This is a genomic window from Paenibacillus sp. (genome assembly GCF_031177825.1).
In the GTDB taxonomy this organism is placed as follows: Bacteria; Bacillota; Bacilli; order Paenibacillales; family YIM-B00363; genus Paenibacillus_AE.
Genome location: NZ_JAPSKE010000018.1, coordinates 21,193 through 46,469, shown reverse-complemented (window position 1 = coordinate 46,469; position 25,277 = coordinate 21,193). Strand labels below are relative to the sequence as shown.

At 62.1% G+C, this 25,277-nt stretch carries 20 protein-coding genes; 8 read left to right on the top strand and 12 right to left on the bottom strand.

The window, feature by feature from the left end; translation table 11 throughout:
• Positions 1-148 precede the first annotated feature (148 nt).
• The 5 genes from RIN49_RS19160 to RIN49_RS19140 all read right to left on the bottom strand — a co-directional run bounded on the left by RIN49_RS19160 (position 149) and on the right by RIN49_RS19140 (position 6,026).
• Complete coding sequence (locus tag RIN49_RS19160; protein ID WP_309121765.1) at positions 149-1,135, bottom strand: pectinesterase family protein; 987 nt, start codon at positions 1,133-1,135, stop codon at positions 149-151.
• Positions 1,135-2,172, bottom strand: coding sequence for an alpha/beta hydrolase (locus tag RIN49_RS19155; RefSeq protein WP_309121764.1), 1,038 nt, complete (start codon positions 2,170-2,172; stop codon positions 1,135-1,137). The genes RIN49_RS19160 and RIN49_RS19155 overlap by 1 nt, the downstream gene beginning before the upstream one ends.
• 136 nt (positions 2,173-2,308) lie before the next feature.
• The gene (locus RIN49_RS19150; protein WP_309121763.1) at positions 2,309-3,106 is read right to left on the bottom strand and encodes a spore coat protein; all 798 of its coding nucleotides are present in this window, start codon (positions 3,104-3,106) and stop codon (positions 2,309-2,311) included.
• A complete protein-coding gene (locus tag RIN49_RS19145) occupies positions 3,106-3,354 on the bottom strand; it encodes a hypothetical protein (protein WP_309121762.1) in 249 nt (82 codons plus the stop codon). The genes RIN49_RS19150 and RIN49_RS19145 overlap by 1 nt, the downstream gene beginning before the upstream one ends.
• Before the next feature lie 164 nt (positions 3,355-3,518).
• Positions 3,519-6,026 carry a U32 family peptidase gene (locus tag RIN49_RS19140; protein ID WP_309121761.1) on the bottom strand — a complete coding sequence of 836 codons (2,508 nt, stop codon included), beginning with the start codon at positions 6,024-6,026 and terminating at the stop codon, positions 3,519-3,521.
• A gap of 174 nt (positions 6,027-6,200) precedes the next feature.
• On the opposite strand from RIN49_RS19140, the gene RIN49_RS19135 reads away from it, so the two are divergent.
• Positions 6,201-7,169: a sugar phosphate isomerase/epimerase family protein gene (locus tag RIN49_RS19135; RefSeq protein WP_309121760.1), complete on the top strand. Its 969-nt coding sequence runs from the start codon at positions 6,201-6,203 to the stop codon at positions 7,167-7,169.
• Between the two features lie 125 nt (positions 7,170-7,294).
• On the opposite strand, the gene RIN49_RS19130 is transcribed toward RIN49_RS19135, so the two are convergent.
• The 4 genes from RIN49_RS19130 to RIN49_RS19115 all read right to left on the bottom strand — a co-directional run bounded on the left by RIN49_RS19130 (position 7,295) and on the right by RIN49_RS19115 (position 10,704).
• A complete protein-coding gene (locus RIN49_RS19130; protein ID WP_309121759.1) occupies positions 7,295-8,029 on the bottom strand; it encodes a glucosamine-6-phosphate deaminase in 735 nt (244 codons plus the stop codon).
• A gap of 55 nt (positions 8,030-8,084) precedes the next feature.
• Positions 8,085-9,338 (bottom strand): hypothetical protein, encoded by a 1,254-nt coding sequence (locus RIN49_RS19125; protein WP_309121758.1) that lies wholly within the window; start codon positions 9,336-9,338, stop codon positions 8,085-8,087.
• A gap of 152 nt (positions 9,339-9,490) precedes the next feature.
• A complete protein-coding gene (locus RIN49_RS19120; protein WP_309121757.1) occupies positions 9,491-10,405 on the bottom strand; it encodes a helix-turn-helix domain-containing protein in 915 nt (304 codons plus the stop codon).
• 92 nt (positions 10,406-10,497) lie between these two features.
• On the bottom strand, positions 10,498-10,704 hold the full coding sequence (locus RIN49_RS19115; RefSeq protein ID WP_309121756.1) for a DUF2759 family protein: 207 nt from the start codon (positions 10,702-10,704) through the stop codon (positions 10,498-10,500).
• A gap of 250 nt (positions 10,705-10,954) precedes the next feature.
• On the opposite strand from RIN49_RS19115, the gene RIN49_RS19110 reads away from it, so the two are divergent.
• The 6 genes from RIN49_RS19110 (at position 10,955) to RIN49_RS19085 (ending at position 18,504) form a co-directional block, all read left to right on the top strand.
• On the top strand, positions 10,955-12,730 hold the full coding sequence (locus tag RIN49_RS19110) for a sensor histidine kinase (protein WP_309121755.1): 1,776 nt from the start codon (positions 10,955-10,957) through the stop codon (positions 12,728-12,730).
• Positions 12,720-14,186 carry a helix-turn-helix domain-containing protein gene (locus tag RIN49_RS19105; protein ID WP_309121754.1) on the top strand — a complete coding sequence of 489 codons (1,467 nt, stop codon included), beginning with the start codon at positions 12,720-12,722 and terminating at the stop codon, positions 14,184-14,186. Before RIN49_RS19110 ends, RIN49_RS19105 begins: the two co-directional genes overlap by 11 nt.
• 159 nt (positions 14,187-14,345) lie before the next feature.
• Positions 14,346-15,656: an ABC transporter substrate-binding protein gene (locus RIN49_RS19100; protein ID WP_309121753.1), complete on the top strand. Its 1,311-nt coding sequence runs from the start codon at positions 14,346-14,348 to the stop codon at positions 15,654-15,656.
• Between the two features lie 99 nt (positions 15,657-15,755).
• A complete protein-coding gene (locus RIN49_RS19095; RefSeq protein WP_309121752.1) occupies positions 15,756-16,634 on the top strand; it encodes a carbohydrate ABC transporter permease in 879 nt (292 codons plus the stop codon).
• Positions 16,624-17,511 carry a carbohydrate ABC transporter permease gene (locus tag RIN49_RS19090; protein ID WP_309121751.1) on the top strand — a complete coding sequence of 296 codons (888 nt, stop codon included), beginning with the start codon at positions 16,624-16,626 and terminating at the stop codon, positions 17,509-17,511. Before RIN49_RS19095 ends, RIN49_RS19090 begins: the two co-directional genes overlap by 11 nt.
• Positions 17,512-17,616: 105 nt before the next feature.
• Positions 17,617-18,504: an SHOCT domain-containing protein gene (locus RIN49_RS19085; protein ID WP_309121750.1), complete on the top strand. Its 888-nt coding sequence runs from the start codon at positions 17,617-17,619 to the stop codon at positions 18,502-18,504.
• Between the two features lie 66 nt (positions 18,505-18,570).
• Here the strand turns inward: RIN49_RS19085 and RIN49_RS19080 are convergent, their stop codons facing one another.
• The 3 genes from RIN49_RS19080 to uvrB form a co-directional block, all read right to left on the bottom strand.
• Complete coding sequence (locus tag RIN49_RS19080) at positions 18,571-18,909, bottom strand: hypothetical protein (RefSeq protein WP_309121749.1); 339 nt, start codon at positions 18,907-18,909, stop codon at positions 18,571-18,573.
• A gap of 129 nt (positions 18,910-19,038) precedes the next feature.
• A complete protein-coding gene (gene uvrA / locus RIN49_RS19075; protein WP_309121748.1) occupies positions 19,039-21,939 on the bottom strand; it encodes an excinuclease ABC subunit UvrA in 2,901 nt (966 codons plus the stop codon).
• 37 nt (positions 21,940-21,976) lie between these two features.
• The gene (gene uvrB, locus RIN49_RS19070) at positions 21,977-23,974 is read right to left on the bottom strand and encodes an excinuclease ABC subunit UvrB (RefSeq protein WP_309121747.1); all 1,998 of its coding nucleotides are present in this window, start codon (positions 23,972-23,974) and stop codon (positions 21,977-21,979) included.
• A 79-nt stretch (positions 23,975-24,053) separates the two neighbouring features.
• On the opposite strand from uvrB, the gene RIN49_RS19065 reads away from it, so the two are divergent.
• Positions 24,054-25,250: a glycosyltransferase family 4 protein gene (locus RIN49_RS19065; protein ID WP_309121746.1), complete on the top strand. Its 1,197-nt coding sequence runs from the start codon at positions 24,054-24,056 to the stop codon at positions 25,248-25,250.
• The last annotated feature ends 27 nt before the right edge of the window (positions 25,251-25,277 follow it).

The window sequence follows — 25,277 nt, the reverse complement described above, 5'->3', positions numbered from 1 at the left end:
TCAGGCTTCGCACGCTCCCTTAGAATACCCAATCGCGCCCAAAGTGCGTACGATGGACGCAAAAGGACGTCCCCTCTTCCCGCGTTCTGCGTCAGGGGCGGGACGAGGCGAGAACACAAAGAGGCCGCCCCTAAGGACAGCCCCTCCCTCACGCCTCGGGGTTCCACCCGTCGCCCCCGGCCAAGACGCGGCCCGGCGCGAACCGCGCCGCCTCCGCCGCATCGAGCCGCCTCGCCCACGGAACGCGGCGGGACGGATCGGCGCCGGGGCCGATGCCGCCGACCTCCAGAAACCGGACGGTCGCCTCCCGCTCCGGCTTGCCCCAGTTGTCCCAACCCGCAGGCGCAATCGCCTCGTTCATGCGGCAGCCGACGAAGGCGGCGGCGGCGTCCTCCCGCCACGGCCGGCCGAGAAACACCGAGCCGGGAGGCGCGTCGCCCGTCAGCGCGCAGTCCAAGAAGACGTAGCCGTACTCCGCTTCCCGCGGCGTCGACGGCGCGGCGATCCAGCCGTTCGGCGCGCCCGACGCGGCGTCCGACGACGCGCGCCGCCGCGAAAACAGCTCGCACCCGCGAAACACCGCCGTCGCCGAGCCGAAAATATAATCGACGTCCCCCTCGATATAGCAATCGCGGTAATACTGGCGCACGTGCCGCCGCGGGAAGACGTCGCCGGGCCCTCCGAACGCGGCGCGTCCCGCCGGCGCCGGCGGCAGCGGCCCGGTAAACAACGTATCCTGCGCGCCGACGATCCGGCACCGCCGGAATATCGCCCGATCGCCGTCCGCGTACACGGCGATCGCCTGGCCGACCTTCTCGCCCGGCCCCGCCGTATTCGCGAACGTCAGGTCCTCCGCCAAGAAGTCGTCCCCGCCGAAATAAGCCGTATACGAGTGAAACGTATGATACGGCTCTCCGTTCGGGAACGTCTTCAACGCGTAATCGTCGTACGCGACGACCGTCCGCTCCGCGCCCGAGCCGAGCAGCCGCACCTTCGGCCTCGTCACGAACAGCTTCTCCCGATACAACCCCGGACGCACGACGATCGTCGCCGGGTCGCTCGTCGCCGGCAAGCTGTCGACCGCGGCCCCGATCGTCGGGAAGTCGCCGCTCCCGTCCGCCGCGACGACGATCATCAAGGCGCCTCCTCCCCGTCCCCAAGCATCGAAGCCAGCCAATCGTAAGCGACCGCGCCGCCGATCTCGTGCCCGCCTGAGAAGAAGTCGGCCCGCAGCCGATCCTCCGCCCCGTACGCGGCATAAATCGCGCGAAGCGCTTCGTACGCCTCGATCGCCGGGCCGCGAGGGAACACCTTATCCTTGTCGCCGCTCTCGATCAAGAGCGGCCTCGGCGCGACCAAGCCGATCGCGTCCGACATCGCGAACGCCGCCGACAGGCCGGGGATGTAATTGTCGATGCAATGATTCCGATCCAAGATGCTTCCTTGGAACGTGTTCGCGTACCCGCTCACGACGGCGGCTCGAAGCCGTTCGTCGACCGCAGCCGCGAAGGCGGCTACCAGTCCCCCGCCGGAGATGCCCATGATGCCGACCCGGTCCGCCCGGCCATCGGCCCGCCCCTCGAGATAGTCGACGGCTCGCAGCGTCTCGAACGTCCGATACCCCGCCAGCGTCTTCCCCGCCATCAGCAGATGCGCGGCGATGCGGAAGCAAGAGTTCGCCTTCGGACCGCCCGCGGCATCCTCCGCGAATCGGCGTTCGCCGAAACCGAGCAGCTCCGGCGCGACCACCAGGAAGCCGCGGCGCGCCAAGGCGACGGCGAAATCCTTATGGAGCCCGGGATCGCCCCGCCGCTCCGACCCGTCCGGCTCGAGCCCGACGATGTCCTTGACGCCGTAGCCGTGTCCGTGACAGGCGATCACGGCCGGAAGCGGCCCTTCCGCGCGCTCCGGGGTCAGCACGTACATCGGCATGCGCAATCCTTCGAACGTGGTAATCTCGACGCGTTCCCGAGTATATCCGTCGAGCGCGACGCATTCGGTCGCGACCGGCGCCAGCGGAGCCTTCTCCTCCGGAAATCCTCCCAACAGCTCCTTGAGCCTCGCAACGGCCGCGGTTCTCCACTGCTCCCGATCGGCTTCCGGATCGAACGCATGCCCGGCTCGTATGCCGTTCATGAATTCGCGGAAGTACGTCTCGAGTTGTCTCCCCATTCGCTCCACCCCATTCGAGCTTTTCCCCAATTATATCAGAGGCCATCGGGAAACGGTTACATTCAGAAAATGAACGCAAATAAGCCCTGCGCGCTCAAGAAGAGCTTGCGCAGGGCATATGGCGGCGGCTGCCCGCTTATGTCGTCAGCTGCTCCGGATCGTTCGCGGCGGCTTCGACGGCCGGGCTCGCCTTCGCGCGGCGACCGCCGCTTCGCTTCGGCGCCGGCGGCGCCGTCGGGGGCGCTTCGTGCGCCGGCTCGGCGGTCGGCGATGCCGCCGCCGGCGGCGCGACAGCCCCGAGCGAAGCCTCCTCGCGCACCGCGGACGAGACGGCCGGTTCCGGGTCGCGCTCCGGGGCCGGCGCTTCCGTCGTTCCCGCGGCGCCGTACTGCGGCTGCGCTTGCGACGGCTGCTGCGCTTGCGGCTGCGGCGGCACGTACGAGCCCCCCGGCAGCCCGCCGAACGGCATATTGTGCGGAAGCGCGAACTCCGGCGGCCGGGCCTGAGGCTGCTGCATGTTCATGTACGGGCTGTATCCTTGGTTCCGGGGCGCGTAGGACATCTGCGGGACGGTCGGCGCCGCGGCGGATGCTGCGGGCGTTCCGGCGCGTCCGGCTTGAAGCGTCCTCGCCAAGCGGACCGTCTCGGCCGCTTGCGCCGCCGCGCGCCGCACCTCCTCGGCCGGCGCGGCGAACGCCGGCTCGAGCAGCCGGTTCTGCTGCAAAATCGCCGTCAGCTGCTCGTGCTTCCGCGCCGTATCGTACGCGAGCCGCTCGAAGACGCGGCGGACGTCCGGCGACGTCGACTCCAACGCGGCTTCCGTGTAGCCGATCGCCGCTTGCCGCAGCTCGGCGAGAATGACCCCGGACCAGACGCGGTCCGACGCCTCCCCGCGGCGCATCGGTTGGGCTCTACCGACGGTATTCGTATACATCAAGAGAAGACCCCCGCATTCCTCGGCGTCGGGCTTGCCGTTCCCGCATAAGCCTGCAACACTCTCGTAAGCTCCTCCAAGCGCTCGCCGTTCCGGTCCGCCTGGTGCGCGAAGTAGCTGCGCAGCTGCGGCTGCTCGCACTCCGACGCGCCTTGCGCGAACAGCCAGGTCAACCGCTCCTCCGCCTTTAGCGCTTGCGCGAGCCGTACGAGCTCGAGCGACGTCATCGTTCGTTGCGAATCGTTCATAAGTCGGATGATGCCCCCTTCCGAAAATACCCATCTCTTGTAGCGTGCGACAACGGGGACGATTTTATACATTATTATGGAAAATGCAAAAAAAGCGCCCTCCGCCGATAAGGGCGAAAGACGCTTCCATATGACGTCGGCCGAGGGTGCCTCCCCGCCCGCCTTTACTTTACCAGCTGCCCGCGCGTCACGCCGAGTTGGTTCGTCGCCTTCAGCGAGCGCCATACCTGCGTGCCGTTCACCTCGGCGCGCAGCGCCTTGCCATACAGGTTCAGCACCTCGACGACCTTATCCGGCGCCTCCTCGAGGAATTCGATCCGATACGACGGCACGCCGAGCTCGAGGAAGTGGTCGAGATACTCCGCGCCCGACTGCTCGATCGCGTTGTACACCGTATTGCGGCAGCCTTCGTCGACGCGCACCGGGTGCGACATGCCGATTCGGTCGCGTAACGACACGCGCTGCTCCTCGCACGGACGGCCGCAGTTCGTGTAATCCGTCCCTTCGCTGAGGAACGTGCAATACACGCAATGCTCCGTATGGAACATCGGCAAATGCTGATGCAGCACGATCTCCATGCGGTCCGTCGGACTCTTGCCGAGCAGGTCGATCATCTGCTGGATATTGAGGTCGTACGACGGCGTCACGCGGGACAGTCCCGCATCGTTCAGGAACAGGTTCGCCGTCTTATGGTTCGCGATGTTCAGCGAGAAGTCGCCGATCAGCTCCGGATGCTCCGCCGACGGGTTCATCGTGAAATGGCGCGCGAACCAATACACCGCCCCCGTATTCCGCACGAGCACGGCATCGGGCTTCAACCGCAAGATATTTTGAAAATACCCCGTCTCCCCCGGCATATGAATCCGCGGCGTGGCTAGCGCGATTTTCTTGCCCGCCGCGCGCACCGCTTCCACCGCCGCCGGGAACTGCTTAATGAACTCGAAGTCGGCGTAGACGAAGTCGACGTCCGTGCGCGACGCCACCGCCTGCACCTGCTCCAGGTTGCGGCACAACGCCGTCAGGCGCGGCTTCGCCGGACGCGGCGCCGGACGCGCCGCATCGCTGTCGGCGCTCGCCGGGCGCTTGATATACGCCGGCGGCCGGCGGCGTTCCGCTTCGAGCAGCTCGACGGCCTTACGCCGCATCCGGTTCAGCTCGCTCATCGGCACGATGACCGGCCCGGACAGCTGCGCCTCGATCGCGTTCAGCTCGAACAGCGTGCCGCCGAGGCGGCCGAACTGGTCGCGCAGCAGCGTCTCGTCGATCGGACGCTTCTCCGCGACCGCGAGCGGCAGCTCGGAGACGACCGTCGCCGTGAAGCCGGTCGACTCGTCCGTCCACAGCGACACGAGCGGCTGTCCCGCTTCGCCGTAGACGCTGACGCCGACCGGGAACGTCCGGTACGGCTTGTCCGTCTCGAACGTCGCGCGCAGACGCTTGTCGAGCGCCGGGTCGCTCGTCCGCCAGACGCGGTCGCCGACGCGCACCCGCTTCAGGTCGACGTCGTTGCGCCCCATCACGATCTCGGCCAGGCCGCCGGGCACTTCGCCTTCGACCTTCGCGCCGCGCTGCTTCAAGTCGTACACGCGGCCGCCTTCTTCCTTCTTGGTCGGGTCGCCCGCGTCGAACACGAGGCCGTCGCCGCGCTTCAGAGACGCCTCAAGCTCGACGATCACGCCTTCGCGCGTGATTTCTTTGACTCTGCCGAGGAACACGCCGCGGCTCTTCGGGAACGTCCCTTCGACCAGCTTCTTGTTATTCGTTCCTTCAAGGAAGCCGTACGTAAACCCGCGGGAGAAGCTCTGCTGCAGCTCCAGCATCTCTTCCTTCGACGGCTTCGCGTCGACGCCGTCGAAGTACTTGTCGATCGCCGCGCGGTATTTGCTCACGACGTTAGCCACATACTCCGGGCTCTTGAGGCGCCCTTCGATTTTGAACGACGTGACGCCCGCTTCGATCAATTCCGGCACGAGCTCGACGGCGGCGAGATCCTTCGGCGACAGCAGATACGTGATATCGCCCATCGGCTTATGCTCGCCGTTCACCATCATGTCGTACGGTAGGCGGCACGCCTGCGCGCACTCGCCGCGGTTGGCGGAACGGCCGCCCCACATCTCGGACGTGAGGCATTGGCCCGAGTAGGACACGCACAGCGCGCCGTGCACGAACACTTCCATCGGCAGGCGCGCCTGCTCGCCGATCGTCTTGATTTGCTTCAGGTTGTTCTCCCGGCCGAGCACGACGCGCTCGAGCCCGTACGGCTTCGTGAACTCGACCGCCTCCGGCGACGTGATCGTCATCTGCGTGGAGCCGTGGATCGGGAAGTCGGGGGAGAGTTCGCGGATCATTTTCACGAGTCCCAAGTCCTGTACGATCACCGCGTCGACGCCGGCGTCGATGCAGGCTTCGATCAGCCGCTTCGCGTCCTCCATCTCGTCCTCGAACACGAGGATGTTGAACGTGAGGAATCCTTTCACGCCGTACGCGTGCAGGAACGACATAATGTCGGGCAATTCGTCGGTCTGAAAATTCGCGGCGCGCGCGCGGGCGTTGAACTTCTCCACGCCGAAGAATACGGCGTTCGCTCCGTTGGCGACCGCCGCGCGCATCGCGTCCCAATGGCCCGCGGGGGCCAACAATTCGATATCTTCTCTTCGCAATTCGCGATTCATTCGGGTCCTCCTGGCCGCGGATAGCGGCAACGTCTTTCTACATATGATAACAATCGAGTCATTCGGATACAATGTTCGGGGACAATGACGTCATTGTACAGGTTTCTCCTGTCTTTCTTTAGTGGTATAATTTGTGATGGTTGTACGACCCATTCCTGTCGGAGGTGTACTCACTTGAAATTAGGCGTATTTAGCGTATTGTTCGCCCAGAAGTCTCTCGAGGAAGCGCTCGATTATATCGCGGCCAGCGGTCTCGGCGCGGTCGAGATCGGTACGGGCGGCTACCCGGGCAAGGCGCATGCCGATCCGGACGTCTTGCTCGCCGACGAAGGCAAGCTGAAAGCATTCAAACAAGCGGTCGAGTCCCGCGGCCTCATTATTAGCGCTCTTAGCGTCCACGGCAATCCGCTGCATCCGCAAAAGGCGATCGCGAAAGAATTCCACGACGATCTCATCAAGACGATCGAGCTCGCGCAGCGCCTCGAGGTGCCCATCGTCAACACGTTCTCCGGCTGCCCGGGGGACCACGAGGACGCGAAGTACCCGAACTGGCCGGTCGCGCCGTGGCCGAACGATTATCAAGAAATTTTGAAGTGGCAGTGGGAAGAGAAGCTCATCCCGTACTGGAAGGAAACCGGCGACTTCGCCGCCGCCCGCAACGTGAAGATCGGCCTCGAGCTGCACGGCGGCTTCTCCGTCCATACGCCGGCGACGATGCTTCGCCTGCGCGAGGCGACGAGCGAAGCGATCGGCGCGAACCTCGACCCGTCCCACCTGTGGTGGCAGGGCATCGATCCGGTCGCGGCGATTCGTTACCTCGGCCAAGCCGGCGCGATCCATCACTTCCACGCGAAGGATACGTCGCTCGAGCAGAGCAACGTCAACAAATACGGCGTCACCGATATGCAGTCGTACACGCAGATGTTCGATCGCGCTTGGCAGTTCCGCACGGTCGGCTTCGGCCACAGCATGAAGGAATGGGCGGACATCATCTCCGCGCTGCGTCTCGTCGGCTATGACTACGTCGTCTCGATCGAGCACGAGGACGGCCTCATGTCCGTCGAAGAAGGCTTCACGAAAGCCGTGGGCAATCTGCAGTCGATCCTCATCCGCGAGCCGCTCGGCGAGATGTGGTGGGTGTAAGTTCGCGCGTCCGCGCCTCCGACGTTGCCGTCGGGGGCGTTTTTTTGATTCGCGAACTTCAGGAACAAAAAAAAGGTTCATGCGCACTCGCATGAACCTGAATGGCGGTGCCGAACCGCGTCGCGTTACCCCAATCGTTGCGCGGCGGCCGGATCGAGGACGACCTCCGCGTCCGGATGCAGCTGAAGCAGCGTAGCCGGCACCTCCGTCGTGACGGGACCCGTCAACGCGCGCGCCACGATCTCCGCCTTCCGGTCCCCGACGGCCACGAGAACGAGCTTGCGGGTTTTCGCCACGGTTCCCCATCCGAACGTGATCGCTTGCGTCGGTACGGCTTCGATCGAGCCGCCGAACAAGGGCGCGTATAACGTCCGATTCACCTCCGCGATATCCGTCACGAAGCAAGTCGCCGGCAGCGCCGGAGCCGGCTCGATAAAGCAAACATGCCCGTTGATTCCGATCCCGACGAGCTGCAGGTCGATGCCCCCCGCCTCGCGGATGAACGCCTCCATGCTCGCGCACTCCGCCTCCGGTTCCTCCGCCAGGCCGTCCGGGATCGCCCAACGGCGCTCGTCGAACCGAATCGCGTCGAACAGGTGCGTCCGCATGTAGGCGTAATAGCTCTCCGGATGGGATCTCGGCAGGCCCAGCTGCTCGTCGGGGTTCACGAACGAGCACCGCCGGAAGTCGAGCCGCCCCTCCCGTTCCCGGCGGACCAGCTCGCGGTAGATGCCCGTCTCCAGCGGCGTATTGCCCGTCGTTAAACCGAAGACGGCGTCCGCCTTGCTCGACAGCGTCCGCTCGAACAAGTCGGCGACGAAGCCGCCGATCTTCTCGCGCTCCATCACATGGATCTTCACTTCGAACGTCCTCCTTCGTATCGCCGGACGATTCCCAACCGCTCGCGAAGCGCCCTCATGTAGCGGCCTTCCGTTCCGCCCGCTGCACCTCCGACCAGAAGTGGGCGAGCTCCTTCTGCGCCACCTCGCGAACGAAGGCGATCGGCTCGCCCATCAAATCCGGCGCCCACTTCCGTCCCAGGTTGGCGTGCACGACCTCGTCGGCCCAATCGTAATCCTGGAACTGCGCCATCAGCGGATGCTTCGCTTCGTCCCGGCACCATTCGAATTCTTTCTTCTTGCCGAGGCTGACCATCGCGCCTTCCTCGATGCCGATGCTGAGCCATGCGTACTTCGCGGACGGAATCTTCTCCGCGTTGATGTCGTAATCCGACGTGTATTGCGGGCGGCTCTTCCACTCGTACCCGTCCGCTTCGAGCGCCGCCTGGCCGAACATGGCGTGCCGGGCTTCGTCCCAGATGTGCCGGGCCAGATCGCGGTAGAACGCCCACGGCATATTGCGCTGCGTATACAAGACGCCGGCGATCAAGTCGCAGGCGGTCATCTCCTCTTGCCGAACGCGCATCTTGAACGCGAGCTCGCGCGCGATCGGATCCGCCGGCGGAGGCTCGACGCTCGTGCGGATGAGCGTCGTCGGGCCCATCGTCTTCGCGCAGCGCTTCGACGTCTTCGGGATCGCGTACGGCTCGTTCGAGCGCCAACGGCGCGGCAGATCGGTCGATCGCGGACCTTCGCCCGTGACGCCGCCCGCCGCCGCGAGGAAGCTCCGCATCTTCGCGGCGAATTCCGCGCCGTCCTCCGGCTCCGACGAAGCGCTCCGCAGCGATGCCAGCAGCTCGCGCCCCCATGCGATCTGGTCCTCGAGATCGAGCATCGCCGTCCGCAGCAGACGAATCGTCGGCTGATCGACGATCTGCTGCGTCTTCGCCGCATGGTCCCGGAACGCCGCCAGCATCGCCGGCTTGATCACCTCGTAGACGGCGCTCGCCCATTCGAGATCGGTCCGCGCGTGGACCAGCTCTTCGAACAGCAGCGTCAAGCGCGAGTCCGGCTCCTTGGTCAGCGTCGCCGAAGACGTCCGCAGCTCCGGTATGCGGATGTGCAGCTGCTCCGCCGCCTCCGCATCCTCGTAGAGATGCTTGCACATCCCGATTCGCAAATCCCAATCGTCCCGATTCGGCAGCTGACCCGCGGCGGCCCGCAGCAAGCCTTCGTGCAGCGCGCGATACCGCTGCAGCACGGCCGCGTTCCGATCGACGCCGTAGGCGCCGACCGCATATGGATTTTGAATGCCCGCATACTCGATCATCTCATCCGTCCCCTTCCCTGTCTCCCCATGCTCTTCTTCATCATGGCAAATCCGGGAAGCCGATGTCGATGGCTCGAACCGAACAATAGGTGTACGAATTTGACATGATACCCGGCATCCGCGCCAGACGCCTCGTAAGCGCTGTCATTCCTCTACGAAGGAAACGAAGGCCCGAACATCCGGTTGAGCGGATACGGCGCGGCGATATCGTTCGGCGGCGCAAGATGCAAATTCAAGATGCGAGGGTCCGCGTGCCGATCCCGGTACTGCGTCGCGGTGATCCCCGCGTGCCGCACGAAGACGCGGCTGAAGTACTGCTCGCTCTGAAACCCGACGCGGTAGGCGATCTCCTTCACCGACAAGTCTTGCAGGCGCAGCAGCTCCGAGGCCCGCTCGATCCGGCGCCGCAAGACGTATTGCTTCGGCGACATGCCGAGCGAGGACACGAACACGCGCGTGAAATACTCGTGCGACCAGCCCGCGCGATCCGCGAGCTCGCGGATCGAGATGGACTCATGAAGGCGCTCCTCCATCTCCGCGAGCGCATTCGTAATCTGCAGCGGGACCGACGGGCGCTTCCCTTCGGCGAAGCCGGCGCCCGCGCGCGACGCCGTACTCAGCTCCTCGAGGACGGCCAGCAGCAGCGCCGACGTTCGTTCTTGATAACGCGGCGCGGCCGCGCTGGCCAAGTAGACGATATATTTCAACAACGCCGGCACATGCGGAACGCCGTCGGCCCGAACGAAGACCGGCAGCGCCTCGGGCGACACCCCGCCGCCGTCCGGCTCCAATACGAAATGGCAAAAGATATGGCGGATCGGTTTCTCCGCATCGAAGACGTACGCATGCGTCTCCCCCGGCTTCGTCAGCAGATAGCAAGGCTCATCCAGCTTATACGTGCGTCCGCCGGTCTCGTACGTCGAAGGCGAGCCGGCAGGGAAATAGACGACCTCGTACTCTGCAATCTCTCGCGGTCCGAGCTTCCAGCCGCCGCGGATGACGAAGTCGCCGCAGAACGACAGCCGCGGCAGCCGCCGCGAGCCTTCCTCGGTCACGAACCCCTCCAACGTATCATCTCCTCTCGAAGCGACGCTTCCTAACGCCATTGTACCAAAAAAGGAAAAGGAGCGGCCGCAGCCGCTCCCCGTCCCTTATGGAATTACGCCAAACCGATCGCGGCCATCACGTCGTCCAACGCGTTGAACCAATTCAGCACCATGACCAAATCGGTGAACAAGAACACGAGCAAGACGAGAGCGCTGAAGCCGGCGGCGAACTTATTCTTATGCTGCACCGCGCGCATGAGCGCGAATACCGACAATACGGTAAACAAGATCATGAAAATATCAAATGGATCGAAATTCAAGCTTGACCCTCCTTCGATGGTAAGACGGTCGTTTCCGCCGTTTCTGTACTATTCGTTCCCTATTCTAGCCTACATTCATGCTTATCATCCCTATGTTACTAGCGGACGACCCGGAACGCAAGTCGCAGTTCGCGACTGTAACCAATTTGTCACGTTTGACGCTTTTCCCTCTTCGGTATTGCGTTTCGGGGCGCCTCCCATAGATAATAGTGCCAAGCAGTCCCCATGGATTGGAATGGAGGCGGTGTCAATGGCAAGATTCACGTGGCCGACGTTTTTTCGCTCCATCGCAGGCCAGCTGTTCCTTCTCATCTCGATCGGCATGATCGTGCCGGTCGCCATCGGCGGATACCTTAGCTATCATCAATCCTCGAATCTCGTTAAGGATCAAGTCGGGAACGTCGCCTCGCTGACGATCACGCAGGTCAGCAATAAGCTGAACCTGATGTTGAAAGACCTCGAAGATACCTCCCTATTCGTGCTCGGCAACCCCGTCATTCAGAAAGCGATGACGATCGACCCGGGATCGGCCCCGCCTTACGACTATATGCAAGTCAACAGCGACGCCATCGACTTGCTATACTTGATCCACATGAATTCTACCGAGATCATGGACATCTTCATCCTGGATCACCAGCGCAAAAATAATATTCTCGGCTCCAGCGTCGTGTTGAACGGGCTATGGGACACCCCATGGTACGACCGAATCGTCGAAGCCGACGGCCTGCCCGTCTGGTTCGGCATCCAACGCGAATCCTTCTTGCGCCGCGCGGACATCGGCATTCCGGTCTTCGGCATGGGCCGGGCGATCAAGAGCCAGGCAACCGGCGACGTCATCGGCGTCCTCTTCATCGAAGTGCGCGCGACGCATCTGACGCAGCAGCTGAACAACGTTACCTTCGGCGAGACGGGGTATACGTTCATCGTCGACCAACAGAACCGATACGTATACGAGCCGCGAGGGGCTTACGGGCAGCCTTCGGCCTTCAGCCTCTCCTCCAACGACTACTACATTCAACATAACGGGCAAGAGACGCTGCTGCTGCCCGAACGACTCATGAACGGCTGGTACGTGACCGGAGTCGTCCCGATCGAGGAGCTGAACGAAGGCTCCAATCAGATCCGCGGCTTAACGCTGATGATACTGGTCTGCTCCGCTCTCTTCGCGTTGTCGATGGGCGCACTCGTCACGTTCCGCGTCGGCCGGCCGCTCATTCAGCTCAGCCGGCTTATGCAGCGCGGCGCTTCCGGCGACCTGCGCGTCCGCAGCGGCTTTACGTCGCGCGACGAAATCGGGAAGCTCGGACGCAGCTTCGACCGCATGCTCGAACAGATCGCTCTGCTCATGAAAGAGATGAAGACCGAGCAGGCGGAGAAGAAGAAAGCCGAGATTCGGGCCATGCGCTACCAGATTAACCCTCATTTCCTCTACAACACGCTGAATACGGTACGCCATCTCGCTCGCTTCAACCGAATGGAAGACGTCAATCGATCGATCGCCAACCTCATCCCGCTGCTCGAGGCGAGCATCGAGCGCAACGGCACCTTCGTGCCGCTCGGCGAGGAGTTGGATTTGTTGGAGAAGTACATGGTCATTCAACAATATCGGTACTTCGACCGACGCCTGGAGCTGCGGATCCGATGCCCCGCGCACCTGCAGTCGATGATGATTCCTAGAATGCTGCTTCAACCGATCGTGGAAAACGCCGTCTTCCACGGCATCGCTCCCAAAGACGGCCCGGGCGCGATCGAGCTGGACGTCGCCGAGGACGGCGCGTACGTCGTCATACGCATCGCGGACGACGGGGTCGGCATCGAACCGGAGCGGCTCGGCGGGCTGCTGTTGGAGCAATCCACGTCCGCGAAAGGCATGACGAAGATCGGCTTGTTCCATGCCCATCAAGCCATTCGGCTGTTCTACGGGTCCGACTGCGGCCTAGACATTCGCAGCGTCCCCGGGGAAGGCGCGACCGTTACGATTCGTCTACACAAGAGCGTACCGAAGGAGGAACGTTATGTCGTTTAATGTGTTGATCGTCGACGACGAGCCGATGGCGAGAGCCGGACTGCTCAGTATGTACGATTGGGATCGGAACGGCTTCCGCGTCGTAGGGGAAGCGTCCGACGGTCGGAAGGCGCTGCAGCTCATGGAGGAAATCGATGCGCATATCGTGATTACGGATATCGCCATGCCGGTCATGGACGGTCTCGAATTCGCCCGGATCTCGAAAGAGCGGTTCCCTAGAACGAAGATCGTCCTCTTAAGCTGCCACAACGAATTCGACTACGCCCGCCAAGCGATGCGCCTCGGCGTCTCCGAATACTTGCTGAAGGTCCGGTTGGAATCTCCTCTCCTCGAGCGGACCCTCGTCTCGCTTCGCGAACAACTCGTCGCCGAGACGCGCGCGGCGAAGGAGCAGGCGCTTACGAAGGCGCTCGAACGCATTACGCCGTGGGAATCGCATCCCTTCGCGGCGGATGCGCCGGCTTATACGGTCGCCGTGCTTCTCTTCGAGCCCGCCGACTGCAACGGCGAAGCGGACAACGGCTTCGAGTCGGCGCGCAACCGGTTCTACGAAAGCTTCCCGGAAGGGCATGCCGCGAGACACGGGAAGGACCAGCTCGTCTGCTACATCCCCGCGTCGTCCAACGGGAAATCGATCGAGCTGACGTTCGCGGACATCCAGCGCGCCTTGTCCGAGCGGGACGTCCCGCTTTCGATCGGTTTATCGCTCCTTCAGTCCTCGTCGGCGTCCGGAGCATCGTTCTTAGCCGCGTATGCGCAAGCGCTGGAAGCGGCGGAACGGCGGTTCTTCGTCGGCCCGAACCAGATCGTGTCGTATTCGTCCAAGCGCAGCGTCGGCGGTCGCGACGGGCAGCGCTTTTTCGAAACTATGCATTGCCTTAAGAAGTTCTTGGCGGACGGATTTATGGAGAAAGCCCACGAACAGCTTGTGAGGGTCGCAGGCGACTGGGGCTCCCGCTGGCGCCGCGCGGACGTCATCGACGAGGCGAAGCAGCTGGTCCGTCTGTTTCAAGGCGAAACCGCGCCGCTCGGGGTGATCGATGCGTGGCTGGACGATTGCCCTGATCTCTCGACGCTCAAAATGCGCGTGTTCGAACGATTCGACGCCCTGTGGGGCCGCATCAACGGCGGAGAGCTCGACCGGACGGGGTGGGTGCAAAGGGCGATTCTGTACATCCATGAACGCTATTCCGAGGATCTCTCCTTGGCGGACGTCGCGAATCATGTCTCGCTCAGCCGCAATTATTTCAGCGACCAGTTCCGGAAGCACACCGGTCTGACGTTCATCGATTACGTCACGATGACCCGGATGGCCAAGGCCAAGGAACTGCTGCGCGAGGGACGGTTGCGGGTTTACGAAATCGCGGAGCGGTGCGGCTTCAACGACGTCAAACACTTCAGCAAGCAGTTCCGCAAGTACACCGGCAAGCCCCCTTCCGAGTACTCGGGCCGGTGAAATTGATTAACGACGAAAATAAAGCGCTTTCATTCGTTTCATCGAAGAGCGTAACAAAACACACCATTTCGAAAACATTTCCCGGTGCGCCTCTTCGGTGCGCTTGCTAAGATGGGTTTTGCAAGCCTTTTCAAAATCCTTAGGAAACGGGGGCTTCATATGAAAGGGAAAATGAAACTGTTGGCTGCAAGCGTGCTCGGCGCCTCTCTCCTGCTTCAAGCGTGCTCCAGCAGCTCTACGGCCGGAGGCGGAGCCGGCGGCGAGGTCGTGAAAATCACCTGGTCGACTTGGGGCAACCCGGGAGAGTTGACGCGCTTCCAGGAGTTTACGGCGGAGTTCAACAAACGTCATAAGAACATCCAGGCGGAGCTCATCCCGATCCCGAACGACGGCTACGAACAGAAAATATTAACGCAGTTGAGCGGCAATACGGCTCCGGACGTCTTTTACTCCGGGGACGGTCTCGTCTCGCAATTGATCGCCAACAAGTCGGTCGTTCAACTGAATTCATATATGGAACAGGAAGGCAGCGCCCTCGGCCCGAACGAGCTCGTCGACGGTCTGTACGGCGCGGCGAAGCTCGGCAGCGAAATCTGGGGACTGACGGTCGACTGCAACCCGATGCTGCTCTGGTACAACAAGCAGGTGCTGCTCGACGCGGGGATCTCGGAGGACCCCGCGACGCTGTACGAGCAAGGCCAATGGAATTGGGACGCGTTCCAAGCGATGACCGACAAGATCCAAGGCGCCGGCAAATACGGCTTCGTCATCGACTCCTGGTGGGCGCCGTACTATAGCTGGGTCACCTCGAACGGCGGCAGCGTCTACGACAAGGAAGGCAACTTTATCCTCAACACCGACGCGAAGGGCAAGGAAGCGATTCGCTTCTTGTACGACAACATCAAGTCCGGCGGTTTCACGTTCGCGGGCTCCCTGCCGAAGGGACAAGGCGGCGACGCCATGTTCATGTCGAACCAGCTCGGCTTCTTAGGCGCAGGCCGCTGGATGCTGCCCGTCTTCAGCAAGAACGATGCGCTGCAATACGACGTCGTTCCGTATCCGACCAATACGGGCAACAAAATCGAGCCGGCGGGCATCCCGACCGCGTACATGGTTATGAACGCGAATACGAAGGATCGCGACGCGGCTTGGGTATTCATGTCCGAGTTCGTGAACAAGGAAGGCCAGACGTTCCGCTTGCAAGGCGGCGGCAACGCGGTTCCGTCCATCGTCGGCGTCGACGATCTCGTGCTCGAGGGCAACGACCCGGCGCACGCGCAATACTTCCTGGACGCGCGGGAAGTCGGCTATGCGCTTTGGAACGAAGAAGCGGCGGTTCCGGGCCTCGCGAGCGAGGTACAGACGAAGTTCGAGGAGCTGTGGCTCACCGACGTCGGGTTCGACGCGGGCTTAGACAATGTCGCGGCCGCGGCGGCGAAGAAAATCGCGGAATACCGGTCGAGCAAGTAATCGGTCGCCGGCTAGGAAGGCGGCGCGCGGCCTGCGCCCCGCCTTCTTTTCCTTCCTATCAGGGTTGAAGTTGAGTCGAGAGTGGAGGAGGAGGAACTCATGAGTAAACGCCGTTCGGACGCGATCTGGGGGTTCGTCTTCATTCTGCCCCAATTCGCCGGCATGCTTCTCTTTTCGCTGCTGCCCCTCGTGTTCGTATTCGTCCTTAGCACGATGAAGTGGGACGGGTTCGGCGCCCGCCAATTCATCGGACTCGATAACTTCGCGTATATGCTGACCGATACGGACCTTGGGATCGCGCTGAAAAATACGCTATGGTACAGCGTCCTTACCGTACCGAGCCAAATCGTAATCGGCCTGCTCGTCGCGCTGGCGCTGAATCGCGTGGCCGGGAAGACGTTCTACCGCGTCGTCTATTTCATGCCTACCGTCACGGGCACCGTCGCCGTCGCCATCGTCTTCATGTGGCTGCTCAATCCGGATTTCGGCATCGTGAACACGTATATCAAGCAGTTCTTCGGCGTCGTCGGCCCGCGTTGGCTCACCGATCCGAACTACGTCATCCCGTCGATTTCTCTCTTAAGCGTGTGGCTCGGCATCGGCTTCAACATGGTCATCTTCTTGGCCGGACTCCAAGGCATCTCGCGTACGTACTACGAGGCTGCGGAGATCGACGGCGCCAGCCGGTTCCAGCAATTCCGCAGCATTACGCTGCCCCTGCTGTCGCCGACGACTTTCTTTATTACGATTATCGCGATCATTAATTCGTTCAAGGTGTTCGATCAGATTCTCGTCATGACCGGCGGCGGCCCGGGCAACGCCAGCCGCGTGCTCGTCTTCCACTTGTACGATTACGCGTTCCAAGATTTCTCGTTCGGTCGAAGCTCCGCATCCGCGGTGTTAATGTTCCTCATCATTCTTGTGCTGACGTTGATACAGATGCGCATCTCGAGGCGGTGGGTCCATTATGAAGGGTAATGTGGCGGAGGCGGCGATCGGCCGCCGCGCGGCTGTCGCTGTGCGGAGGCGGCCCCGCTTCTCGATCGGCGACGTCGCGCTTCACCTCGTCTTGATCTTGGGCGCTTGCCTCATGATCTTGCCGTTGTTCTGGATGATCAGCAGTTCGTTGAAGGATATCTCTCAGATTTTCTTGATTCCGCCCAAATGGGTTCCCGATCCGTTCATCTGGACGAACTTCGAACGATCGCTGCAGGCGCTGCCGTTCGGGCGAGCGTACTTCAACAGCATCTACATGTCCTTGCTCGTCGTGCTGCTGCAGCTATTCACCTGCGCTTTAGCCGCTTTCGCGTTCGCGAAGGTGCGGTTCCCGTTCCGCGACACGCTCTTCATCTTGTTCGTCGCCATGCTCATGGTTCCCGAGCAAGTCACGATCATTCCGCTGTACCTCATTATGAAGGAGATCGGTTGGCTGGATACGCACCTCTCGCTCATCGTGCCTCCGGCGCTGTTCAGCGCGTTCGGCGTGTTCCTGCTCCGGCAGTTCTTTAAGACGATCCCGAACGATCTGGAAGAAGCGGCGATCGTGGACGGCGCGAGCCTGCCGACGATTTTCTTCCGGATCATGCTGCCGCTGATCAAGCCGTCGCTGTCGGCGCTCGGCATCTTCACGTTCTTGTACATGTGGAACAACTTCTTCCACCCGGTCATCTTCCTCAGTTCGCCGGACTTGTTCACCGTGCCGCTCATGCTGAACATGTTCAAGGGGTTGTATATTACGGACTGGACGCTCATGATGGCCGGCTCCACCATTGCGCTCGTGCCGGCGCTGATCGCGTATTTATTTACCCAGAAGTACGTCATCGAAGGGATCGCGATGACGGGAATCAAGGGATAATTTTCAGCGAACCTTCAGTCCGCGCTCAAGGCGCCTTCAGGTTGACGGTCTAAGATAGAGGTTGTAAGGCGGAAGACAACCTCTATCGAAAGGCGGTAACTCTTTATGAACCGGATGAAAATGATGACGGCGAGCGCTCTCGCGTTCTCGCTTGCGATCGGCGGCATCGCCTTCGTGAACTTGCAGGCGGAGGCGGCGGCGCTGCCGGACGATAGCGCCGCCGGGACGTCCGTCGCCGAAAGCTCCTCCGCGACGGCCGACCGTCCGCTCCGCGGCGGCGCCCGAGGCTTCTTCGGGTTAGGTGCCATTCAGGACGACCTAGCGACGTACCTGTCGCTGGACGCGGCGACGCTGCAAGAGAAGCTGCAGACGCAGACGCTGGCGGCGGTCGCCGAAGCGCAAGGCATCTCGCAAGCCGACCTGACCGCGAAGCTGACTGCGCTGATCGAAGCGGCGATCGCGGCGGCCGACGCCGACTCCCCGCTGCAAGCGCTCGATGCCGCCAAGGCCGCGGAGCAGCTGCTCGACCGGACGGGCGCCTTCTTCGGAGGCAAAGGCGGGATTCGCGGCGGCGGCGGCAAAGGGTGGGCGGTTGCCGACGCTACCGAACTCCAGACGCTGCTCGGCATGACGGAGGCAGAGCTCCAAGCGGCGCTTCGCGAAGGCAAGACGTTCGCCGTCATCGCCGGCGAACAAGGCGTCGACGTGCAAGCCGTTATCGACCTGCAGGCGAAGCGCATGACGGAGAAGCTGGACGACGCGCTCGCGGCAGGCACGATCACGCAGGAGCAATACGACGCGCGGAAAGCCGATATCGTCGATCGGGCGACGGACATGGTTAATAACGGGTGGAGCCGGGGCGAGCGCGGTCCCGGCGGGCATGGCGGCCGCGGCTTCGGCTTCGGCGGGGACAATGAGCCCGGCGCGGCCGCTCCTGCCGCTCCGACCGACGCGGCTGCGTCGGCAACCTCGACGGCAGACGTCTCCGCATAAAGTCTTAGTGAAAAAAGCACGCTTACGGCTCCCTCGCCGCAAGCGTGCTTTTTCGTGTCTTGTATTCTAAAAGTCGTCCGTATATCCGTTTTGCAGCCCTTGCAGTACGTTCATCGACTGGATATGCGATCTCGTCTTCGACGTGCCCAGCTTGTACAGCAGCCTATATACTTCTGTTAGGTGTTGATCTACGAATGCGTGCGACACGAGCTCCTCTTCGAGGATTTTCGGGGAATGCATGCGGATCCAGTTGTTCAGATCGGTTTCCGTTTCCGATTCGAACAGCTCGTACAGCTGGTGCACCTCCGTCGGCGTCGCCTCGATTTCCAGCTCGTACGCGGCATCGCCGCGATGCTCCGTAATCGTCTTGGCTTGCGCCGAGACGTAGTAGGTTTGCTTTTCCATGAGGGTCGGACCTCCAAAAACATGTGGTACACCTAGATTTCCCACTTGGCGAAATTTCGTGCAAAGCAAAAACTCCCAACGCCTCGGCGCCGGAATCGGCTGCGCAAGGGTTGGGAGTCGGTGGTTCGCTTATACGGCCGCGTTTTGCGGTTTCCGTTTCTTCTTTTCGTCTTGCGGCTCGGCCGCGGCTTCGGTCCGTGCGCGATCGCGCTCCAGCACCGGCTTCAAGTATTTGCCTGTGTACGAGGCCGGCACTTGGCACAGATCCTCCGGCGTCCCCGTCCCGACGATCGTACCGCCGCCGCTGCCGCCCTCCGGCCCGAGATCGATCAGCCAATCGGCCGTCTTGATCACGTCGAGGTTGTGCTCGATGACGAGCACCGATTCTCCGGAGTCGACGAGGCGATGCAGCACCTCGAGCAAGCGGGCGATATCGTGGATATGCAGACCGGTCGTCGGCTCGTCGAGAATGTACATCGTGCGCCCCGTGCTGCGACGATGCAGCTCGGACGCCAGCTTCACGCGCTGCGCTTCGCCGCCGGACAACGTCGTCGCCGGTTGGCCGAGCTTCATATACCCGAGACCGACGTCGAGCAGCGTCTGTACCTTGCGCTGAATCTTCGGCACGTTCGCGAAAAATTCGCAGCTGTCTTCGATCGTCATATCGAGAATGTCCGCGATCGACTTGCCCTTCCACTTAATTTCGAGCGTTTCCCGGTTATACCGCTGCCCTTTGCAAATTTCGCAAGGCACATAGACGTCAGGAAGGAAGTGCATCTCGATCTTGATGATGCCGTCCCCTTTGCACGCTTCGCAGCGGCCGCCCTTGATGTTGAAGCTGAAGCGGCCCTTCTTGTAGCCGCGAATCTTCGCTTCGTTCGTCACGGCGAAGACGTCGCGGATGTCGTCGAAGACGCCCGTGTACGTCGCCGGGTTCGAACGCGGCGTGCGCCCGATCGGGGACTGGTCGATATCGATCACCTTGTCGATATGCTCGAGTCCCTTAAACTCCTTGTAGGCGCCCGGCCGCGTTCTCGCGCCGTTCAAATCGCGCGCCAACGTCTTATAGAGAATTTCGTTCACGAGCGTACTCTTGCCGCTGCCGGATACGCCGGTGACGGCCGTGAACACGCCGAGCGGAATTTTCACGTTGACGCCCTTTAGATTGTTTTCCTTCGCGCCCTTAATCTCGAGCCACTTGCCGTTCGGCTCTCTGCGCTTCTCCGGCACCGGAATGAATTTCTTCCCGCTCAAGTATTGACCCGTCAGCGAGTTGTCGTCCTTCGTGATCTCCTGCGGCGTGCCTTCGGCGATGATGCGTCCGCCGTGAATGCCGGCGCCGGGACCGATGTCGATGATGTAGTCGGCCGCCAGCATCGTATCCTCGTCATGTTCGACGACGATCAACGTATTCCCGAGATCCCGCATATGCTCGAGCGTCCGGATCAAGCGGTCGTTATCCCGTTGATGCAGCCCGATGCTCGGCTCGTCGAGAATGTAGAGGACGCCCATCAGGCTCGAACCGATCTGCGTCGCCAATCGGATCCGCTGCGCTTCGCCGCCGGACAACGTGCCCGCCGACCGGCTCAACGTCAAATAATCGAGACCGACATTGTTGAGGAACCCTAGTCGCGAGCGAATTTCCTTCAAGACGAGCTGCGCGATCGTACGCTCCTTCTCCGACAGGTTAAGATTGTCGATGTATTGCATCGCCTCGTTGATCGACAAGCTCGTGACGTGCGCGATGTTCCGGTCGCCGACCGTCACGGCGAGAATTTCCGGCTTCAACCGCTGCCCCTTGCAAGAGCCGCAAGGCTTCGCGCTCATATACTGCTCGATGTATTCGCGGATGCCGTCGGACGCCGTCTCGCGATAGCGACGCTCCAAGTTCGGCACGATGCCTTCGAACGGCACGTACGCTTCGCGCGTAACGCCGAAGTCGTTGTCGTAGCGGAACCGGACGCGCTCTCCGCCGGTGCCGTACATCAGCACCTTCATCTGCTCCTTGCTCAATTCGCACACCGGAACGTCCGCAGGGATGTTGTAGTGCTCGCACACCGCGGCCAGGAATTGCGGATAATAGTTGGACGTGCTGCCCGCCCAAGCCTCGAAGGCGCCGTCGACGATCGTCTTGGACTGATCCGGGCAGAGCATATCCGGATCCACGATCATCTTCGCGCCGAGGCCGTCGCATTCCGGGCACGCCCCGAAGGGGCTGTTGAACGAAAACATGCGCGGCGCCAGCTCGTCCATGCTGAATCCGCACTCCGGACAAGCGAGGTTCGAAGAGAACAACAGCTCTTCCTTCGTGTCCAGCACGTCGACGAGCACCTTGCCCTCCGACAGCTTGAGCGCCGTCTCGAGCGAGTCCGCAAGACGCGCTTGGACGTCGTCCTTCACGACGATCCGGTCGACGACGACCTCGATCGTGTGCTTCTTCGTCTTCTCGAGCGCGAACTCCTCCGTCACCTCGCGCATCTCGCCGTTGACGCGCACGCGAACGAAGCCTTGCTTTCGGATGTCTTCGAACACCTTCACGTGTTCGCCCTTCTTGCCGCTGATCATCGGCGCCAAGATTTGCAGCTTCGTCCGCTCCGGGTATTCCATGATGCGGTCGACCATCTGCTCGACCGTCTGCGACGAAATTTCGATGCCGTGCGTCGGGCAATGCGGCCGGCCGATTCTAGCGAACATCAGCCGCAAGTAATCGTAAATCTCCGTTACGGTGCCGACCGTCGAACGCGGGTTGCGGCTCGTCGTCTTCTGGTCGATGGAGATCGCCGGCGACAGACCTTCGATCGAATCGACGTCCGGTTTATCCATGTTGCCGAGGAACTGCCGCGCGTAGGCGGACAACGACTCCACATAGCGCCGCTGTCCTTCGGCGTAAATCGTATCGAACGCGAGCGACGACTTGCCGGATCCGCTCAAGCCCGTCAGCACGACGAATTTGTCCCGCGGGATCGTCACGTCGATATTTTTCAGATTGTGCGCTCGCGCGCCTTTAATCACGATATTTTCATGAGCCATCTTCCTGTTTCTCTCCTCCTCGGATCCCGCGCCGGCGTTACCCTTGCGCCCTCAACTCTAAAATTGCGTCGCGCAGCTCCGCCGCTCGTTCGAACTGCAGATCCTTCGCCGCTTGCTTCATCTCTTGCTCGAGACGCTCGATCACCTGCTCGCGATCCTTCTTCGACATCTTCTCCGTCTTGACGTCGGCGAGGTAATTCGCCTTCGATTCCGCCACCTTCGTCGCTTCGATGACGTCGCGAACCTTCTTGCGGATCGTCTGCGGCGTGATGCCGTGCGCTTCGTTGTGCGCGAGCTGCTTCGTACGGCGGCGCTCTGTCTCCTGCATCGCCTTCGCCATCGAGTCGGTGATCTTGTCGCCGTACATGATGACGCGCCCGTCCGCGTTCCGCGCCGCCCGGCCGATCGTCTGAATGAGCGACCGCTCCGCGCGGAGGAAGCCTTCCTTATCGGCGTCGAGAATCGCGACCAGCGACACTTCCGGCAAGTCGAGGCCTTCCCGCAGCAGGTTGATCCCGATGAGGACGTGGAATACGCCGAGGCGCAAGTCCCGCAAAATCTGCATCCGCTCGAGCGTCTTAATGTCCGAGTGCAGGTATCGTACCTTGATGCCGATCTCTTTCATATAATCCGTTAAATCCTCGGACATCTTCTTCGTCAGCGTCGTGACGAGCACGCGCTCGTCCTTCGCGATCCGCTCCCGGATTTCGCCGATCAGGTCGTCGATCTGCCCCTTCGTCGGACGCACCTCGATGACCGGATCGATGAGGCCCGTCGGACGGATGATCTGCTCGACGACCGTCGGGCAATGCTCCAATTCGTAAGGTCCCGGCGTCGCCGAAACGAAGATGACCTGTTTGATCTTCTCTTCGAACTCCTCGAACTTGAGCGGGCGGTTATCCAGCGCCGACGGGAGACGGAAGCCGTGGTCGACGAGCACTTCCTTACGCGCCCGGTCGCCGTTGTACATGCTTCGCACCTGCGGCACCGATACGTGCGACTCGTCCATGACGATCAACAAGTCGTCCGGGAAATAATCGAACAGCGTGTACGGCGTCGCGCCCCGCGGCCGGAACGTCATCGGACCGGAATAGTTCTCGATGCCGGAGCAGAAGCCGACCTCGCGCATCATCTCCAGATCGTACCTCGTTCGCTGCTCGAGGCGCTGCGCCTCCAGCAGCTTCCCTTGGCCTCGCAGCTCCGCCAGCCGTTCTTCGAGCTCCTGCTCGATATTGACGAGCGCCCGCTTCATCGACTCCTCGTGCGTAACGAAGTGGGAAGCCGGGTAGATCGCTACGTGCTCCCGCTCCCCTACGATCTCGCCCGTCAGAACGTCGATCTCCGTAATGCGCTCGATCTCGTCGCCGAACAGCTCGACGCGAATCGCCCTCTCGTGCGTCGACGCGGGGAAAATTTCCACGACGTCGCCCCGCACGCGGAACGTGCCGCGGGCGAAGTTGAAGTCGTTCCGTTGATATTGAATGTCGACCAGCTTGTGCAAAATTTCGTTCCTCGACCGCTCCGTCCCGACGCGCAAGCTTAATACAAGATCGCCGTACTCGTTCGGGGAACCGAGGCCGTAAATGCAAGAAACGCTCGCAACGATGATGACGTCGCGGCGTTCGAACAAGGCGCTGGTCGCGGAGTGACGCAGCTTGTCGATCTCCTCGTTCGTGCTGGCGTCCTTCTCGATGAATGTATCGCTTGCGGGTACGTACGCTTCCGGTTGATAATAATCATAATAGCTGACGAAGTATTCCACCGCGTTGTTCGGGAAAAACTCCTTGAACTCGCTGCACAGCTGCGCCGCCAGCGTCTTGTTGTGCGCCATGACGAGCGTCGGCCGGTTCAGCCGCGCGATCGTGTGCGCGATCGTGAACGTCTTCCCGGTGCCGGTGGCGCCGAGGAGCGTCTGGTACTTTTTCCCGGCGAGGACGCCCTCGACCAGCTGCTCGATCGCTTTCGGCTGATCGCCCTGCGGCGTAAATTCCGATACGAGCTCGAATTTCTTATCAATTGGATTTATCCCGCGCATTCGATCACCAGACCAGTAAGAGAATATTTGTTCCCATTTTTGTCATTATACCATTGTGTCGGTGGGGGTGCAAACCTGTTTGCGTGGTACTATACTCCATTTTTCCGTAGAGCTTGGATCCCGCTCCATCGGCGGCGTCGGCACCTGCATCGACGAGCTGCGCCGCGTCCGAGACCCCGACGTCGGCTACGTCTGCCTCGTCTCCGCCCCCCCGACGGAACCCGCCATGGACGCCGATGTCGTCTATGCCGGATTCTATGATATGGATATCCTCAATCGTCTCGAATTCGACGTCGCCGTCTTTCATTATTACGGGCTCGCTTACTTGGCCGATGCCTCGTTCCTGAAGGGACGCCCGCTCGCGTTCGTCGTCCATTCCGTTCCTACGACCGAACCCTGGAGCTTGCTCGATCCGTACGGGGGCAACCTCGGCATCGCCCGAGCGTTCGAACGACTGTGCGACGCCGCGGAATGGATCGTCTGCGTCTCCGACGCGGAGCGAGGGAAGCTGCTGCTGATGTACCCCGATCTCGAACGGAAAACGGTCACCCTCCGCAACGGCTCCTCCGCGTTCGAGGACGTCCCGCTCCGTCTCGACGCGGACCGGAACACGTTCGGCTTTCTCGGCCGAGCCGACGAACGCAAAGGGCTTCGCGAGCTCGTCCGCGCCTTCGCGGAAGTCGACGGCCGCTTGCGCATCGCCTGCGGCGACGAGGACCCGGAGCTGCTCCGCGCCGTGCGGGACGACATCGAGCGCCTCGGACTGCAGGATCGCGTCTCATGGCTGGGCCGCGTGACGGGGGACGCCGATAAGGCGGCGTTCCTCCGTTCGCTCGACGCGCTCGTCGTCCCTTCCCGCTGGGAGCCGTTCGGCTACGTCGCCTTGGAGGCGCTCCGCGCCGGGGTTCCGCCCCTCGTCGGCCGTCAAGGGGGCATGCTCGAAATCGTCGGGCCGGACTACCCTTACGCTTTCGACCCTACCCGACCGGACGAAATCGCCGCTTGTATCCGCCGGTTTCAGCGCGACCCGGTCGACGTCGTCCGCGAGGCCGTGCAGCGCGCGAGGCACTACGCGGCGCCGCTCACCGCGGAGCGGATGGCGGCCGCGTATAAGCGGTTGCTGCGCGAAGTCCGGCACGCCCCGCTTCCCGCGGACCCGCCGCCCCGCGGCCGCAGGTTCGGCCGGGAGGATGCGCCGATCCCTCCTGCGCTCGGGAGCGCTTCGGCGACGCCGAAGCCGGTGCGGCCTCCTTTTCCGAAGGAGGTTCGTACCTAATCGTGTGCCGAAAAGCCGTGTCAGGTC

Bases quoted from the DNA above. Each gene is read 5' to 3' on its own strand.
- RIN49_RS19160 (WP_309121765.1), bottom strand. From the start codon at position 1,135: ATGATCGTCGTCGCGGCGGACGGGAGCGGCGACTTCCCGACGATCGGG.
- RIN49_RS19155 (WP_309121764.1), bottom strand. From the start codon at position 2,172: ATGGGGAGACAACTCGAGACGTACTTCCGCGAATTCATGAACGGCATA.
- RIN49_RS19150 (WP_309121763.1), bottom strand. From the start codon at position 3,106: ATGTATACGAATACCGTCGGTAGAGCCCAACCGATGCGCCGCGGGGAG.
- RIN49_RS19145 (WP_309121762.1), bottom strand. From the start codon at position 3,354: ATGAACGATTCGCAACGAACGATGACGTCGCTCGAGCTCGTACGGCTC.
- RIN49_RS19140 (WP_309121761.1), bottom strand. From the start codon at position 6,026: ATGAATCGCGAATTGCGAAGAGAAGATATCGAATTGTTGGCCCCCGCG.
- RIN49_RS19125 (WP_309121758.1), bottom strand. From the start codon at position 9,338: ATGATCGAGTATGCGGGCATTCAAAATCCATATGCGGTCGGCGCCTAC.
- RIN49_RS19110 (WP_309121755.1), top strand. From the start codon at position 10,955: ATGGCAAGATTCACGTGGCCGACGTTTTTTCGCTCCATCGCAGGCCAG.
- RIN49_RS19105 (WP_309121754.1), top strand. From the start codon at position 12,720: ATGTCGTTTAATGTGTTGATCGTCGACGACGAGCCGATGGCGAGAGCC.
- RIN49_RS19100 (WP_309121753.1), top strand. From the start codon at position 14,346: ATGAAAGGGAAAATGAAACTGTTGGCTGCAAGCGTGCTCGGCGCCTCT.
- RIN49_RS19095 (WP_309121752.1), top strand. From the start codon at position 15,756: ATGAGTAAACGCCGTTCGGACGCGATCTGGGGGTTCGTCTTCATTCTG.
- RIN49_RS19090 (WP_309121751.1), top strand. From the start codon at position 16,624: ATGAAGGGTAATGTGGCGGAGGCGGCGATCGGCCGCCGCGCGGCTGTC.
- RIN49_RS19085 (WP_309121750.1), top strand. From the start codon at position 17,617: ATGAACCGGATGAAAATGATGACGGCGAGCGCTCTCGCGTTCTCGCTT.
- RIN49_RS19080 (WP_309121749.1), bottom strand. From the start codon at position 18,909: ATGGAAAAGCAAACCTACTACGTCTCGGCGCAAGCCAAGACGATTACG.
- uvrA (WP_309121748.1), bottom strand. From the start codon at position 21,939: ATGGCTCATGAAAATATCGTGATTAAAGGCGCGCGAGCGCACAATCTG.
- uvrB (WP_309121747.1), bottom strand. From the start codon at position 23,974: ATGCGCGGGATAAATCCAATTGATAAGAAATTCGAGCTCGTATCGGAA.